Source organism: Variovorax paradoxus, assembly GCF_024734665.1.
GTDB lineage: Bacteria > Pseudomonadota > Gammaproteobacteria > Burkholderiales > Burkholderiaceae_C > Variovorax.
The window spans coordinates 2,473,137-2,489,096 of record NZ_CP102931.1 but is presented as its reverse complement, the minus strand read 5'-3'; the positions used below and the strand labels follow the sequence as shown (position 1 = coordinate 2,489,096).

Annotated in this window: 13 protein-coding genes; 7 read left to right on the top strand and 6 right to left on the bottom strand. The window is 65.6% G+C overall.

Going from position 1 to position 15,960, the window contains the following annotated elements:
• Positions 1–5: 5 nt before the first annotated feature.
• Both urtB and urtA read right to left on the bottom strand, forming a co-directional pair.
• Positions 6–920, bottom strand: a complete 915-nt coding sequence (urtB, locus tag NWF24_RS11690) for an urea ABC transporter permease subunit UrtB (protein WP_093055853.1) — start codon at positions 918–920, stop codon at positions 6–8.
• Positions 921–998: 78 nt separating this feature from the next.
• Positions 999–2,264 carry an urea ABC transporter substrate-binding protein gene (urtA, locus tag NWF24_RS11685; protein WP_258354314.1) on the bottom strand — a complete coding sequence of 422 codons (1,266 nt, stop codon included), beginning with the start codon at positions 2,262–2,264 and terminating at the stop codon, positions 999–1,001.
• Positions 2,265–2,521: 257 nt separating this feature from the next.
• Between urtA and NWF24_RS11680 the strand changes: the two genes are divergently transcribed.
• The 3 genes from NWF24_RS11680 (at position 2,522) to NWF24_RS11670 (ending at position 7,655) form a co-directional block, all read left to right on the top strand.
• Positions 2,522–5,917 (top strand): hybrid sensor histidine kinase/response regulator, encoded by a 3,396-nt coding sequence (locus NWF24_RS11680; RefSeq protein WP_258354313.1) that lies wholly within the window; start codon positions 2,522–2,524, stop codon positions 5,915–5,917.
• A complete protein-coding gene (locus NWF24_RS11675; RefSeq protein WP_258354312.1) occupies positions 5,895–6,794 on the top strand; it encodes a response regulator transcription factor in 900 nt (299 codons plus the stop codon). Before NWF24_RS11680 ends, NWF24_RS11675 begins: the two co-directional genes overlap by 23 nt.
• 90 nt (positions 6,795–6,884) lie before the next feature.
• Positions 6,885–7,655, top strand: coding sequence for a TIGR04325 family methyltransferase (locus NWF24_RS11670; RefSeq protein WP_258354311.1), 771 nt, complete (start codon positions 6,885–6,887; stop codon positions 7,653–7,655).
• Between the two features lie 24 nt (positions 7,656–7,679).
• Here NWF24_RS11670 and NWF24_RS11665 read toward each other — a convergent pair whose 3' ends face one another.
• Entirely contained in the window at positions 7,680–8,162 is a 483-nt protein-coding gene (locus tag NWF24_RS11665; protein ID WP_258354310.1) for a Spy/CpxP family protein refolding chaperone, read from the bottom strand.
• 203 nt (positions 8,163–8,365) lie between these two features.
• Here NWF24_RS11665 and NWF24_RS11660 point away from each other — a divergent pair, with 203 nt between their 5' ends.
• The 4 genes from NWF24_RS11660 to NWF24_RS11645 all read left to right on the top strand — a co-directional run bounded on the left by NWF24_RS11660 (position 8,366) and on the right by NWF24_RS11645 (position 11,191).
• Positions 8,366–9,262 carry an SPFH domain-containing protein gene (locus tag NWF24_RS11660; RefSeq protein WP_093055841.1) on the top strand — a complete coding sequence of 299 codons (897 nt, stop codon included), beginning with the start codon at positions 8,366–8,368 and terminating at the stop codon, positions 9,260–9,262.
• 24 nt (positions 9,263–9,286) lie between these two features.
• Positions 9,287–9,487, top strand: a complete 201-nt coding sequence (locus NWF24_RS11655) for a hypothetical protein (RefSeq protein WP_093073590.1) — start codon at positions 9,287–9,289, stop codon at positions 9,485–9,487.
• 99 nt (positions 9,488–9,586) lie between these two features.
• Positions 9,587–10,417 carry a substrate-binding domain-containing protein gene (locus NWF24_RS11650; RefSeq protein ID WP_258354309.1) on the top strand — a complete coding sequence of 277 codons (831 nt, stop codon included), beginning with the start codon at positions 9,587–9,589 and terminating at the stop codon, positions 10,415–10,417.
• A gap of 39 nt (positions 10,418–10,456) precedes the next feature.
• Positions 10,457–11,191: a transporter substrate-binding domain-containing protein gene (locus NWF24_RS11645; RefSeq protein ID WP_258354308.1), complete on the top strand. Its 735-nt coding sequence runs from the start codon at positions 10,457–10,459 to the stop codon at positions 11,189–11,191.
• Between the two features lie 19 nt (positions 11,192–11,210).
• Here the strand turns inward: NWF24_RS11645 and NWF24_RS11640 are convergent, their stop codons facing one another.
• The 3 genes from NWF24_RS11640 to NWF24_RS11630 all read right to left on the bottom strand — a co-directional run bounded on the left by NWF24_RS11640 (position 11,211) and on the right by NWF24_RS11630 (position 15,918).
• Positions 11,211–11,624, bottom strand: coding sequence for a hypothetical protein (locus NWF24_RS11640; protein ID WP_093055835.1), 414 nt, complete (start codon positions 11,622–11,624; stop codon positions 11,211–11,213).
• A gap of 69 nt (positions 11,625–11,693) precedes the next feature.
• The gene (locus NWF24_RS11635; RefSeq protein WP_097198972.1) at positions 11,694–13,931 is read right to left on the bottom strand and encodes a M1 family metallopeptidase; all 2,238 of its coding nucleotides are present in this window, start codon (positions 13,929–13,931) and stop codon (positions 11,694–11,696) included.
• A gap of 652 nt (positions 13,932–14,583) precedes the next feature.
• Entirely contained in the window at positions 14,584–15,918 is a 1,335-nt protein-coding gene (locus NWF24_RS11630) for an MFS transporter (RefSeq protein WP_258354307.1), read from the bottom strand.
• Between the last annotated feature and the right edge of the window lie 42 nt (positions 15,919–15,960).

The window sequence follows — 15,960 nt, the reverse complement described above, 5'->3', positions numbered from 1 at the left end:
CGGGTTCAACGGCGGACCTTGACGGCGAACAGGCCTTGGGGCCGCATCATCAGAATCAGCACGATCAGCGAGAGCGTCAGCACCTTGGCCATCGAGCCGGTCATGAAGAATTCGGAGATCGACTGCGTCTGTGCAATGCCGAAGGCCGAGACCACCGTACCGAAGAGGCTGGCCGCGCCGCCAAAGGTGACGACCAGGAAGGCGTCGACGATGTAGAGCGAGCCCGAAGTCGGCCCGGTCGAGCCGATGGTGGTGAAGGCCGCGCCCGCCATGCCGGCAATGCCGCAGCCGATGGCAAAGGTCAGGCGGTCTGTCTTCTTCGTGTCGATGCCGGTGGCGTTGGCCATCGTGCGGTTGGCCACTGTGGCGCGCACCCGCAGGCCCCAGCGGCTCTTGTGCAGAGCGATAAGCACGCCGCCCGTGACCAGCGCGGTGAGCGCCAGCACGAACAGGCCGTTGATCGGAATGTCCAGGCCTTCATGCGGCGTCCACGAGCCCATGAGCCACTCGGGCAGCGTCGGGCTCACCTCCTTCGGGCCGATGAAGGTGCGAAAGATCTGCTGCAGGCCCAGGCTCACGCCCCAGGTAGCGAGCAGCGTATCGAGCGGGCGCTTGTAGAGGTGGCGAATCAGCACCCACTCCACGATCCATCCGGTGATGAAAGCGAAGACGAAAGCCAGCCCGATGGCGATCGGGAAGTAGTAAGGCATGAAAGCCGGCGCCAGGCTTTCGGTGATGCGCGCGGCCAGATAGATCGAGTAGGCGCCGATGGTCATGAACTCGCCATGCGCCATGTTGATCACGCCCATCTGGCCGAAGATGATCGCCAGGCCCAGCCCCATCAGCAGCAGCACCGCGAAGAGGCTCAGCCCCGCGAAGCCCTGCATGAGGCCGATGTTCATCATGTCCGACAGAGTCATGGCGGGAAGTCCGGAATGTTGGAGTTGCCCCCCTCTCCCGCACGCGGGAGAGGGTTGGGGTGAGGGCCGACGGCCTGCTTACTGGTAGCCCTTCGGGAACGGATCGGGCTTGATCAACTCAGCCGACTCCGCCACCACCTTGAACGTGCCATCAAGTTGCCCCTGCCCGATGCGCGCCTTGCTCCACAAGTGGTGGTTCGCGTCCAGCTTCACGTACCCCTCGGGCGCCGTCTTCAGCTCGATGCCCGGCGAGCCGGCCACCACCTTGTCCACGTCGAAGCTGCCAGCCTTCTCCACCGCCGCCTTCCACAGCCACGGCCCGAGGTAGCCCGCCTGCGTCACGTCGCCGATCACCGCGTCCTTGCCGTACTTCGCCTTGAAGGCCTCCACGAACTTCTTGTTGTTCGGGTTGTCCAGCGTCTGGAAGTACTTCATCGACGAGTAGAAGCCTGCGAAGTTCTCGCCGCCCACGCCGGTCATCTCGTCTTCCGTCACGGCCAGCGTCAGCAGGAATTGCTTGTCGCCCGTGATGCCCGCAGCCTTGAGCTGCTTGTAGAAGGCCACGTTCGAGCCGCCAACCACCGCGGCAAAGATGCAGTCGGGCTTGGCCACCTTGATCTTGTTGATCAGCGAGTTGAAGTTGGTGTGGCCCAGCGGGTAGTACTCCTCGCCCTTGACCGAACCCTTCTGGAAGTTCTCGATGTGCTTGCGCGCGATCTTCATCGAGGTGCGCGGCCAGATGTAGTCGGAGCCCACCAGGAAGAAAGTCTTGGCCTTCTTCTCCTTCGCACCCCAGTCCAGGCCCCAGATGATCTGCTGCGTGGCTTCCTGGCCCGTGTAGATCACGTTCTTGCTCTGCTCCAGGCCTTCGTAGAAGGTCGGGTAGTACAAGAGGCCGTTCTCTTTCTCGAACACCGGCAGAACGGCCTTGCGCGAGGCGCTGGTCCAGCAGCCGAACACGGCCGCGCAATGGTCGTTGACCAGCAGCTTCTTCGACTTCTCGGCGAAGGTGGGCCAGTCGGAGGCGCCGTCTTCCTTGATGACCTTGATCTTGCGGCCCAGCACGCCGCCCATGGCGTTGATCTGGTCGATGGCGAGCTGCTCGGCCTGGATGGAGCCGGTTTCCGAAATCGCCATGGTGCCGGTGGACGAATGCAGCTGGCCCACCGTTACCTCGGTGTCGGTCACGGCGAGCTTGGTGGTGTTGACCTTGGCCGTGGGGAACTGCCCCTGGCCGAAGCTCAGGCCGCTCAGGCCCATCACGGGCAGCGCGGCGGCGCCCTGCAGCAGACGGCGGCGGCGCAATGCCATGGCATCGAGAGAAAGATCTGAATCACGCGACATCAGGAAACTCCAGGCAGGTTGTTGGAAAGTAGAGCCGCGCACCATCGCAGTGCATCGGACGGTGCCTCGAGCACCATGGCTGGTACTTTAGAAATCACCCGGGTTTGCGCGAATACGTCATTCAACGTAGCGGCGGGAGCCCGCCCTGCCCGCAGACTCGCGAGCCAGACATCGGTGGAAAACATCGAGGGGAAAGAAGCACAGGGAGCGCTTCTTGCTGTACCTGCCCCATGCCACCGCCGCCGCGAGAACCAGCCATGCAATCCGTCTCCGGACAGAAGATCTTTCGCATCCGCCGCGACTACAACGCCTGGGTCGCGAACGAGACGCTGGAGGACTACGCGCTGCGCTACACCCCACGCAGCTTTCGCAAGTGGTCGGAGTTCCGCGTGGCGAATGCGGCCTTCGGCGCCACTTCGTTCCTGGCGCTGGAGGCCATCGGCGGCGCCATCGCGCTGAGCTACGGCTTCTCGAACGCGCTGTGGGCCATCCTGGTGGTGGGGCTCATCACTTTCCTCACCGGCCTGCCCATCTCCTACTACGCAGCGCGGCACGGCGTGGACATGGACCTGCTCACGCGCGGCGCGGGCTTCGGCTACCTGGGCTCCACGCTCACCTCGCTGATCTACGCGAGCTTCACCTTCATCTTCTTCGCGCTGGAGGCGGCCATCCTCGCGCTGGCGCTGCAGATGTACCTCGACTGGCCGCTGTGGCTGCTGTACATGGTGTCGTCGATCGTCATCATTCCGCTGGTGGCGCGGGGCATCACGCTCATATCGGGGCTGCAGCTGTGGACGCAGCCGATCTGGATCGTGCTGTTCGTCTGCCCCTTCATCGCAGTGCTGGTGAAGAAGCCCGAGCTGTACGCCGACTTCACCAGCCTGGTCGGCCGCACTTCGGACAGCAGCGGCTTCGATCCGCTGATGTTCGGCGCCGCCGCCACGGTGGCCTTCTCGCTGGTGGTGCAGATCGGCGAGCAGGTCGACTACCTGCGCTTTTTGCCCGAGAAGACAGCCGCCAACAGTGGCCGCTGGTGGACCGCGGTGCTCATCGCCGGGCCGGGCTGGATCGTGCCGGGCATGCTGAAGATGATGGGCGGCGCGTTCCTGGCCTTCCTGGCGCTGCAGCACGAGATTCCGGCCAACCATGCGATCGAGCCCACGCAGATGTACCTCACGGGCTTCTCGTACGTGCTGCGCGACCCGGCCTGGGTGCTGGGCATCACGGTGCTGTTCGTGGTGATCTCGCAGATGAAGATCAACCTGACGAACGCCTATGCGGGTTCGCTCGCGTGGTCTAACTTCTTCGCGCGGCTCACGCACAGCCACCCGGGGCGCGTGGTGTGGCTGGTGTTCAACGTGGTCATCGCGATATTGCTGATGGCGCTGGGTGTGTTCGCGGCGCTCGAACACGTGCTGGGCTTCTACAGCAACATCGCCATCGCATGGGTCGGCGCGCTGGTGGCCGACCTGGTCATCAACAAGCCGCTGGGCTGGAGCCCGAAGACCATCGAGTTCAAGCGCGCGCACCTGTACGACATCAACCCGGTGGGGCTGATGGCGATGCTGGTGGCGGCTGCGCTCGCCATGCTGGCCTACTCGGGCGTACTGGGGCATTGGGCCCGCGCCTTCTCGCCCTTCATCGCGCTGGTGACGGCCATGGCCGTGTCTCCGCTGCTGGCCTGGCGTACGCGCGGGCGCTACTACCTCGCGCGCACAGACATCGACCGCTGGAAGCCGGGCCAGAGCGTGAAGTGCTCGGTGTGCGACAACAGCTTCGAGTCTGAAGACATGGCGCATTGCCCGGCCTACAGCGCGCCGATCTGCTCGCTGTGCTGCACGCTCGAATCGCGCTGCCACGACCGCTGCAAGACCAATTCGCGCGCGGCCGAGCAGATGAGCGGCTGGCTGCAGGCGCTGCTGCCTCCGGCGCTGTCGGCGCGGCTGAACTTTCGCGTGGCGCACTACCTGCTGATAGCGGCTTCGTTGATCGCATTGCTGGCCACAGTGGTGGGCGTGGTCTACGCGCAGGAGGCACTGGCGGGCACCAGCGATTCGGTCATGGCGACGGCCTTCCTGAAAGTGTTCGCGCTGCTCTCCGTCGTGGCCGCGGTGGCCGCGTGGTGGGTGGTGCTGGGCAGCGAAAGCCGGCAGATGGCACAGGAAGAATCGAACCGCCACAACAACCTGCTCGCGCTGGAGATCGAGGCACACCGCCGCACCGATGCCGCACTGCAGACCGCCAAGGAAGCCGCCGAGGCTGCGAACCAGGCCAAGACGCGCTACGTAGCCGGCATGACGCACGAGCTGCGCACGCCGCTCAACAGCATCCTGGGCTACTCGCAGATCCTGCTCAAGGGCGACGCCGTGACGCCGCCGCGCGAGGCGGTGCAGACCATTCACCGCAGCGGCGAGCACATGCTGGGCCTGATCGATGGCCTGCTCGACCTGGCGCGCATCGAGGCCGGCAGGCTGCAGCTGGAGCCCGCGCCGCTCGCGCTGCCGGCCTTTCTAGACCAGCTCGTGCACATGGTGCGGCCGCAGGCAGAGAACAAGGGCCTGGCCTTCGTCTTCACGCACGCCGGGCAGTTGCCGCCATGGGTGCATGCCGATGCGAAGTGGCTGCGGCAGATTCTCATCAACCTGCTGACGAACGCAGTGCGCTTTACCGACAGCGGCACCGTCACGCTGCATGTGGATGCGCGGCGCGAGGTGCTGCGCTTCGACGTGGTCGACACCGGCATCGGCGTGGCGGCGCAGGACCATCAGCGCATCTTCCTGCCCTTCGAGCGCGGCGCGGCGGGCCGCCGCCGCGGAGAGCCCGGCACGGGGCTGGGCCTCACGATCACCGGGCTGCTCACTTCGCTGATGGGCGGCGAGCTCAAGCTGGCCTCTACCTCTTCGCAAGGCAGCACATTCAGCGTGCGGGTGTACCTGCGCGAGGTGGCCGACCCCGGCCCGCAGGCCAGCAAGGCCGGCGCGCTGCGGCAACCCGTGTCGGGCTACATCGGCGCACGCCGCACGCTGCTGGTGGTGGACGACCAGCCCGTGCAACGCCAGATGCTCGCCGGCATGCTCGCGCCGCTGGGCTTCGAGGTGCGCGAGGCCGCAAGCGGCACCGAGTGCCTCGACAGCCTGCGCGAGGAGCTGCCCTCGGCCATCCTGCTCGACCTGACGATGGACGACATGGACGGCTGGCAGACCGCCGCGTCGGTGCGCGCCTCGGGCTTTCGCGACATCCCGATCATCATCGTCTCGGCCAACATGTTCGAGAACCAGAGCGAGCGGCTGCGCGCGGCGGACTGCCAGGCCTTTGTGGGCAAGCCGGTGATCGAGTCGGCGCTGATCGCCACGCTGGAGCGGCACCTCGGCCTCGAATGGCTGTCGGGCAGCGATGCATTGCCGCCCGCCGCTGCAGAAGACACGCCGCAGCGCCCGCGCCAACTCGCACTTTCGGAAGACGACAGAGCCGAACTCATGCGCCTCGTGCAGATGGGCCATGTGCGCGGCCTGCACACGGCGCTCGACCGGCTGGCGGCCGCCTCGCCCGCAGCGGCATCGACCTGCACCTGGCTGCGCGGCATGGTCACGCGCTTCGAACTCGACAACCTCCGCAACGCACTGGCTGAAGATGCAGACACCCTCGCCCCCTGAATCGCCATCATCATCCGAACGCCCCGTGGTGCTGGTGGTGGACGACGCACCCAGCAGCCTCGGCATGCTGTGCGACACGCTGGAGGCCAGCGGCTACACCGTGCTGGTAGCGGCCGACGGCGAGGCCGCGCTGCAGCGGCTCGAACTGGTGGTGCCCGACGCGATATTGCTCGACGGCCTGATGCCCGGCCTCTCGGGCTTCGAGACCTGCAGGCGCATCAAGGCCAACCCGGCATGGGCGCACATCCCGGTGCTGTTCATGACGGGGCTTTCGGAAACCTCGCACGTGGTCGAGGGCTTCGAATGCGGCGGCGTCGACTACGTGGTGAAGCCCATCCGCGCGCAGGAGGTGCTGGCGCGGCTGCACACGCACGCGCGCAACGCCCGCATCACGCGCATGGCGCGAGACGCTGTCGACGTGGCCGGCATGGGAGTGGTGTTCGTCGATACGCGCGGGCGCATCGCGTGGCGCTCGCCGCAGGCCGCGCTGTGGCTGCATGCGCTGGAAGACCCGGTGGCGCCGGGCCTGCTGCCCGCATCGCTGGAACCGGCGCTGGTGCCGGGCGCGGCCATTGCCATTGGCACCGCCACGGGCATGCGGCTGTCGGTGCGCAACCTCGGCGCGGCGGCGCTCGGCGAGACGATGCTGCTCTTCGCCATCCAGCGCGAAGGGCCGGCGGCCCGCCTGGCCGATGCCGCACTCACGCCGCGCGAGACCGAGGTACTGTCTTGGCTCGCCAAGGGCAAGACCAACCGCGACATTGGCGAGATCCTCGGCACCAGCCCGCGCACGGTGAACAAGCACCTGGAGCACATCTTCGAGAAGCTGGGGGTGGAGACGCGGGCGGCTGCGGCGGCGCTGGCGAGCGGTATGTAACCTCCATGGGGTAACCGCCCCAACGGCACTGGGCTATAGCTCTCGAATGCTCCGGTTGCGCCCAGAATGGGCATGCCACCGGAGAAATAGATGCTTTCAAGCCTTCTGCAGTTTCCTCCCCGCGAAAGTGCGTACAGGCGCAAGTTCCTGAACAACACGGACGAGAACCTCTTCATGGGTTCGTTCGAGAGCTTCGCGGCGGCCGAGGCTGGCGCACCGCCAAGCAAGGCCGTCGGCTACGCCAATGCCGACGCGGGCGAGCTCTACAGCCCGCAGATCTATTTCTACGACTACCCCGGCCTCTTCTGGCTGGGCCGCTCCATCGATGCGGGCCTGACGCGCGTGTTCGACCTGGGCGGGCACGTCGGCATCAAGTACTACGCCTTCCGCCGCGTACTCAGCTATCCCGACACCCTGCGCTGGACCGTGTGCGACGTGCCCGGCGTGGTCGAGAGCGGCCGCGCAATGGCCGTCAAGCGCGAAGCGACAGAGCAGCTCGGCTTCACCACCGACTACCGCGATGCGAGCGGCTGTGACGTGCTGTATGTGTCGGGCAGCCTGCAGTACCTGCCGGTGCGCATGGACGCGATTCTTTCCGCACTGGCCGTGAAGCCCAGGCGCATCATCATGAACACCACGGCCGTGCACCCCGAGCGCACGATCTACACGCTCAACAGCATCGGCGTGGCCGTGTGCCCTTATCGCATCCAGCACCACGATGAGCTGCTGGCCGATCTCGCGCGCTCGGGCTACAGGAAGCGGGATGTGTGGCGCAACGAAGGCAAGCCTATCGAGGTGCCCTTCGTCGACGGCGGGGACAAGCCGTACTACGCGGGCTGCTGCTTCGACCTCATCACCTGATCGGCCGCTGATGCATCGTGCCGATCAGGGAATGACGGCCGGCAGGTTCTGGTCGGCCGTGTGGCGCTGCTCGGGCGTCATTAAGTCGTAGAGCTTCGACAGCGCATCGCTCACTGCCTGCGTGCGCCGGGCGCGGTCTTGCGCCTGCGCGGCGCGCTGCTGTGCGAACTGCACGACGGTCTGGTCGTCTGGTGGCGCCGCAGCGGTCATGCCGGCGCGGCTGGCCATATCCCACACCGCATCGGAGAGACGGTCCCATAGCTGTGACTGCTCGGGCGTGATCATGAGCTGCACGCGCAGGTCGTAGAGCTTGTCGCGGACTTTGCCCGAAGCGGTTGCCGGCGTGGACAGGCCATCGCCTGTGCGCGGGCTCGTCGTGCTGTCGGGCCGCGTGCCGCGCCGGCCTCCGCCCATGCCACCGCCACCGCCGAATTGCGCAAAGCAGTGGCCGCTCACGGCGACAAGGGCTGCGGCGAGCGCGAAGCGTTGCAGGGGTCGATTCATCATCATTGCGGGTTCCTTCGATGCCTGGCCCTCGAAGGACCACCGCGCATTTCAGGCGCGGCAGCTGTCCCGGGCGTTGCGAGCCCGTAAACCCGGGGTAAAGCAAGCCGCCTTTACTTTCGAACGGCGAAGCGGCCCTCGCATCGAAAACATCTTGACTGCCTTCAAAAAGATATTAAAGTGATATCACTTTTAACGGAGGCTACATGCAAGAGAAGACCCCCACAACACCGCGCAAGGTCCGCAAGGAGCGCCCCTACCGGTCGATCAACGGCTACGGCGTGTCGGCCGTGGTGCTGCTGCTGATCGCTGTCGGCATATGGGCGCTGGTGCAGCGCCTGATGCCGCTGCCCATGAGCATTCTGCTGATCGTGATCGGCCTCGTGCTGATCCCCGGCCTCTACATGCTGCAGCCCAACGAGGGCATCATCCTCACGCTGTTCGGCGAGTACCAGGGCACCGACCGCACCGAGGGCCTGCGCTGGACCAACCCGCTGCAAAGCGGCCAGAAGATCTCGCTGCGCGCACGCAACCTCAACACACCGCCGCTGAAAGTGAACGACAAGCGCGGCAACCCGGTGGAGATCGGCGCGGCAGTGGTGTGGAGGGTCTACGACACGGCGCAGGCCGTGTTCGAGATCGACGACTACAACAAGTTCGTCGCCATCCAGGCCGAAGCGGCCATCCGCCACCTTGCCACTCTCTATGCCTACGACAGCGGCGACGACCTGCAGAGCGAAGAAACCACGCTGCGCGCCGGGCTCGACACGGTGGCCGATGCACTCAAGGACGAGCTGAACCAGCGCTTTGCCAGCGCGGGAGTCGAAGTGCTCGACGCCAAGCTCACCCACCTCGCCTACGCCCCCGAGATCGCTCAGGTGATGCTGCGCCGCCAGCAGGCGGTGGCCATCGTCAGCGCGCGGCACCAGATCGTGGCTGGCGCGGTCGGCATGGTCGAGGCAGCGCTCAAGGGCCTGTCGGAGCGCAATCTCGTGGTGCTGGACGACGAGCGCAAGGCCTCGATGGTGTCGAACCTGCTGGTGGTGCTGTGCTCCGACCGAGAGACGCAGCCCGTGGTCAACACCGGTACGCTGTACACCTGAAGCCCGTCTCTCTACCCGCACCCGATGGCCAGTCCCGGAAAAAAATCCTACCCCCTGCGCATCGATCCGGCCCTGTGGGCCGAGATCGAACGCCTGGCGGCGCAGGAGCTGCGAAGCGCGAACGCGCAGGTCGAGTTCCTGCTGCGCGAAGGGCTGGCCAGGCGAGGAAGGCTGCCCGCCGCGGACGCGGGCAAGCCCGACGAGCCTGCGTCATCCCCTCAGTGATAACCCCGAATCCGCTGAAGGCCGAATGACAGCCACGGCTTCTACGATGGCAGTAGCAGGCGGCGCCCACGCCGCCGCTTCCTTCCTTCTGGAGACATCGTGACGAAGCCCATTCTTTTTTCTTCCTTTCGCACCCTCACCCGCCGCGCAGCCCTTCCGCTGATTGCGGCCCTCGCACTCGCCGGCTGCGGCAGCCTCGGCGGCGGCAGCAAGCCCGCCGGTGGCGACATCCACGTCATGACCTCGGGCGGCTTCACCGCCGCCTACAACGACCTGCGCCCCGAGTTCGAGCGCAGCAGCGGCCGCACCGTGAAAACGGCATACGGCGCCTCGATGGGCAATGCCGACGACTCGATCCCCAGCCGCCTCGCGCGCAACGAGCCGGCCGACGTTGTGATCCTCGCTCGCCCCGCGCTCGATGCACTCGTCGCACAGGGCAAGGTCGTGCCCGGCAGCCAGGTCGACCTGGTGCGCTCGGCCATCGGCTTCGCAGTGCGCAAGGGCGCGCCCAAGCCCGACATCAGTTCCGTCGATGCGCTGAAGCGCACGCTGCTCGCGGCCCCGTCCATCGCCTACTCGGCCAGCGCAAGCGGCACCTACTACGAGACCGAGCTGCTCAAGAAGCTCGGCATCGAAGACCAGGTCAAGCCCAAGAGCAGGCGCATCCTGAGCGAGCGCGTCGGCACAGTGGTAGCGCGCGGCGACGCGGCGCTCGGCCTGCAGCAGGTGAGCGAGCTGTTGCCCATCGCCGGCATCGACTACATCGGCCCTCTGCCGGCAGAAGTGCAGCAGGTGACGGTGTTCTCTGCCGGCGTGGCCACCGCATCGAAACAACCCGATGCGGCACGGCAGCTGATCCGCTATCTCAACTCGCCCGCTGCCGCGCCCACCATCGCCAAGACGGGGCTGGAGCCGCTGACGGCACCGTAAACTGGCGCGCATCCCCCGCTCTCATCGACGAACCACGCCATGACGATCTCCCCCGCCCTCGTTTCCGCTTTCGCGCCCAGCGGCACGCTTCGCGCCTCGATCAACCTCGGCAACCCGATCCTCGCCAACAAGGACGCGACCAGCGGCGAGCCGGTAGGCGTCTCGATCGATCTGGCGCGAGAGTTCGCACGGCGGCTCGGCGTGGGCGTCGAGCTGGTGGTGTTCGAGAAGGCGGCAGCTTCGGTCGATGCTGTCAAAAATGAAAAGGCCGACATCGGCTTCTTCGCCATCGACCCCGCACGCAGCGAGGGGCTGCTGTTCACCGCGCCCTATGTGCTGATCGAAGGCAGCTACCTCGTGCCCGAAGCCTCGGCGCTCGCCGACAACGCGCAGGTCGATGCAAAGGGCCATCGCATCTCGGTCGGCTCAGGCAGCGCCTACGACCTGTTCCTCACGCGCGAGATCAAGGCAGCCGAGATCGTGCGGCTGCAGGGCGCGGGCCCGGCGCTTGCTGCGCTGCGTTCCGGCGAAGTCGAAGTGGCAGCCGGCATCCGCCAGATGCTCGAAGGCGAAGCGCAGCGCGCACCCGGCGTGCGCGTGCTGCCGGGCCGCTTCATGGTGATCCAGCAGGCCATGGGCACGCCGGCCAGCCGCGGCGCCGCAGCACAAGCGCTGCTCGCCGCCTTCGTCGAAGAGATGAAGGCCAGCGGCTTCGTGGCCGATGCGCTGAAGCGCCATCGCATCGAGGGCGCGAGCGTGGCACCCGCGGCCTGATCCATCGGCACTTCAGCCGTCAGAGCTTGTACGCCTCCACCGGCCCCCGCGAATAGAACAGGAAGTAGCCGGTCGAGGTCTGGAAGCCGTTCTTCTTCCAGCCCGCCGGCACTTTGAAGATGCCTAGCTGCTCGCTCGCCATGCCGACGAAGGCGGTGCTCTCCTTGTCGGTGGTGATGCGAGCCCATTGCTCGCGCGTGACCGGCTTCATCTGCATCTTCGGTTCGCTCCACTCGGGCGTGCGCACCTTGTCGCGCATCACGTAGCGGTCGCCCTGCTTCTCTATCTTGATCAGTTCCTTGAGCGCGCCGTTCTGCTTGACGGCGTAGGTGCCGACCAGTTCGGCCTCGGGTCCGCTGCTGCTGCTTGCGCCGCATGCGGCAAGCAGCAATGCCGACGCCCCGGCGGCCAGCCATTTCAATGCTGTGTTCATGTTGATCCTCGTGCGATGAGGCGCGCACCGACCGATATGCCGGGCGGCGCGCGCCGGTTCAAACAATGCTCAGCGCTTGTCGTTCTCGCGCAGCTTCAGGCTGCCCTGGAAGCGCAGCGCATGCGGGTACTCTTCCTTCTCGACCCCGGCATCTACCGCCGCCATCTTCTGCTGGCTCACCTGCGTCTTGGCCAGCAAGGTCGCCGGCAGGTTGACCACGCCCTTGATCTGGTCGTACTGCGCCTGCGTGATGCGCCCCACGCTCAGCAGCCGGAACGCATCGCGCTCGATATTCAGCAGCAGCGGCTTGTTGCTCGCAAAGCTCTGCGCCTTGGCCAGCAGTGCGCTCCACGACTGCGCGCTGTAGTTGCTCACGTAGTAGTCCTGCCCGGTCGGCCCGGCCAGCACGGCCGTGCAGCCCGGCAACTCGATCTGCGTGCTGTTGTTCGACATCACGAAGGTCTGGCGCTTTTCCATCGCGTCGCCATATGCCAGCGTGACGGGAATGGTCCAGGTCGAGGCCGGGTACACGTTCTGGTTGGGGAACGACTCCTGCGTGATGTTCACGTAGGTGCTGTTGCCCGCGCACTGCGCATCAACCGTGAGCAGCGGAATGCCGGTCTGGCGGATGAGGCTGTCGCCGATGTCGCTCACCTTCTTGTCGGTGGCCTTCTCCAGCGAACTCCACAGCCGCGAAGGCGTGACGTTGCCGTACGCGTAGTCCTTCAGGTAGATCTGCAGGCCCTTCTGCATCGCCTCTTCGCCGATGTAGTTCTGGATGGTCTCCAGCACGTGGCTGCCCTTGTTGTAGACGAAGATCGACGGGCTGATGAAGCCGAACGAACCCGCGTCGTTGAGGTTGCGCTGCACCGGCACCGCCGTGTTCTTCAGGTCGGCCACGATCACGTTGTGCTTGTCCAGCACATAGTCGGAGAAGCTGTAGTACTCGGGGTGGAACTTGATCGTGGTGCGCCTTTCGAACCAGCGCGCGAACGACTCGTTGAGCCACACGTTGTCCCACCAGTCGAGCGTGACCAGGTCGCCGAACCACTGGTGCGCCACCTCGTGCGTGACCACCGTCACCGAGTACAGCGTGGGCGTGTCGCCCGGCTTGGTGAGCACCGAATCGGCAAACTCGAAGATCGAGCCCCAGTTCTCCATGCCGCCGAAGCCGGTGTTGGGCTTGTTGTTGTAGCTGTCGTTGGCCGCGACGGTGTCGAACTTCTTGAAGGGCAGCGGGATGCCGGTGTACTTGTAGTAGTAGTCCATCGACACCTTGGTCCACTCCATCGCGAACTTGGCCCAGTCGGCGCGGCCTGGCGGCGTGAACCAGCGCAGCGGCATGTCGCTGCCGTCGAGCGGGTTCTTGAAGTTGTCGGCCAATATGTCGAACTTGCCGCCGCCGAAGAAGGTCAGGTACATCGGCATCGAAGGCGTCTTCTCGAAGGCCACGCGCTGGTAGCCGTCGGGCAGCTTCGTTGCCTCGGTCTGTGCGCCGTTCGACACCGTCTTCCAGTCGCCCGGCACCTCGGCCGAGATCTCGAAGGTGTGGCGGAAGGCCGGCTCGTCCCAACCCGGGAACCATTGCCGCGCATAGTTGGTTTCGCCCTGCGTCACGATGGCATCGCTGCTCACGCCCTCGGGCGTGGAGAGGCCCACCTTGAAGATGCCTGTGGCGGCCGAACAGAACGGGTTGCGCGCCACCTCCGCGGGCGGGCAGTACTCGGCGTCGGAGAACTGGATCTTGCCGTCCCACTCCATGTGCAGCAGGTACTTGCCCTTTGCGATCTGGCCGTCGTTCAGGCGCAGCTGCACGAAGTCGCCCAGCGTCTGCGGCGTGGGAATCAGCGGAATCGCCTCGGCAGGGCTCGACACCTTGCGCAGCGTGGTGCGGCCCTTTGCAAAGTTCAGGTTGTGCGCGGCAACGACGATGGCGTCGACCGGCTTGAGCACTTCGATCTCCACATCGCCACGGCCCACGAAAGTCTTGAGCGCCGCATCGGGACGGAACCACAGCTTGTAGTTGCTGGGCCAGACGGTGTCGGGCAGTTCCATCGGCTTGGCCGAACGATCGACCGCTGCAACGGCGGCATTCGCCGCATTGGGCACGCCGTCGTCGGGCGTCTTCGAGGTGGGGTCGGACACGGGTGCCGAAACAACGGAGTCCGACGGTGCGCTGAGGCCGGTGCCGGCACCGCCGAGCGAAGCGCCGCCACTGTCTCCGCCGCCGCCGCATGCCGTCAGAACGGCAAGGGTCACTGCGGTGATGGCAAGATGATTGACCACCGGGGTACTGAATTTTTTCATGATCGCCTCTGAGTACTCTTGGTAAGAAGAAACATGCGCCGTCCCGCATGCGCCCGGCGGATAGCCGGCGATGCGCGTAACGCGCGCGGTGCTGAGATGAACAACGGGGTTATCTGGTAAGAAAAACGGGCAACACACTGCCCTCCCGGCGAACGCTTTCGTTCGTCAGGACCGCACAGTCATGCAAGGTCACACCGCGTGCGAGGCGGTGGTCCCAGGATGCGAGGCGTAAGAGGTTCCATTCCCGTCAGACGCGGGGTGATGGGATGCAAGCGGGGGCTGTAGTGCGAAGGCTCGCGCTCAGTGCCGGCGCGTCTGCGCGGTGCGTTTCCGCGAAGCGGAAGCAGCACGAACCATGTCGGTTATGGCAAGACTTTCTGCGGCTCTTGTCGTTGATTTCACGCGCATTCCCTCGTCCATTGATGTGCGCCAGTTTTAGCTGAACGAACAAGTCAGCTCAACGAATCGCGGAACTTTTCTCTCTCAAAATGTTCGCTCGCCATAGGCCGAATGGCGTCATGACATGCAGCGCATGCCATGCGCTATGTAGATGGTTCTAGCGTCGAAACACCTGCTCACGCAGATGACAGAAATCGGCCGCATGCACTGTGACCGCGTGGCCACAGTACGAAGGTACAAGCCTTCGAAAAGCTCAGGAAAGCTGTGAACCTGAGACTGCTGCAGCGCCGTGCGTGCGGTCGCGCAGCCACAGCAAGAGGCCGCATGCGAACACCACGACCTGCGTGCCGATCAGCAGCGCAAAGCCCGCGAAGAAACCGGAGGCCGATGCCGCCGATGCAGCGGCCGTGCTCGCGGTGCCCGAGACATGCGACACCGCGCCGATCACGCCGCCCATCAGCGCCGGCATGAAGCCCGCCACGAGGCTGCCCGCGCCATTGGTCACGCCGAACGCACTGGCCGTGTGTTCGGGCCGCGAGCAGTACTGCACCGTGCTCGGAATGGCTGGACTCTGAAGGCCCCAGAAGAAGTTGGCCGCTACAAGGCAGCATGCCGCCGCATACGGATCGCGCGCGTTGATGGCCATCAGCACCGACAGCGCCACACCCGCGCTCGCGCCCATGAAGATGAATGGCACGCGCTCGCGTCCGACCTTGTCGATGAGCACGCCACCCACGAACACAGCAAGCACCGTGGCGTACTGCGGCAGCGAGGCCAGCCAGCCCATCTCGCGCATCGAGAAGCCGCGCGCCTCGCGCAGATAAGTCGGCAGCCAGTTGCTGCTGCCCCAGAGGTAGGCCAATGCCGCCGAGGTCAGCAGCGTGATGAGGAACAGGTGCCGCGTGTGCAGCGCGCCCTTCACGATGCCACCAACGCGCGCCATCGCTTCGCCGAACGACGAAGGCTTCACGCCATCGGCATGCACTGGCGGCATGCGCACGAAGGCCAGCACCAGCGGAATGCCGAGCACGATGTTCAGCACGCCGAGCACGTGGAACGATGTGTCCCACGCGAACTGCGTAAGCAGATAGCCAACCAGCGGATAGCCAATGGCCAGCCCCAGCCCCGTGCCCATGTTCACGAAGGCATTCGGCTTGCCGTTCTCGTCGCTGCGGAAATGTGCCTTGATGTACGCCGAGGCCAGCGAGAACAGCGGCCCCTCGGACACGCCCAGCAGGATGCGCGAGGCCAGCAACATGCCGTAGCTGTGGAACATCGGCGAGGCCCACGTCACCACGCCCCAGAGGATCAGGCCGTACACCAGGCTGCGCCGCACGCCGAACAGCGCCGAGCAGAACGGCGTGAGCACGAAAGCCGACACGCCGTAGCCCAGCATGAAGGCCGTCGCGAGGAACCCCTGGCTCACGCGGTCGGTGGCCGCGATGCCCACATGGTTCAGGAACGCGGCATCGGTGATCAGCACCGCGATGTTGATGCGGTCCACGTAGGAGATCGCGACGATCACGAACAGCGTGATGACACCGTACCAACGAAAGTTCTTGCTACTGCTGATGCTGTTGCTCTGCATGACCTGTCCTGCCGATGTGGGAGTGGTGACGCGCCCGTGCGC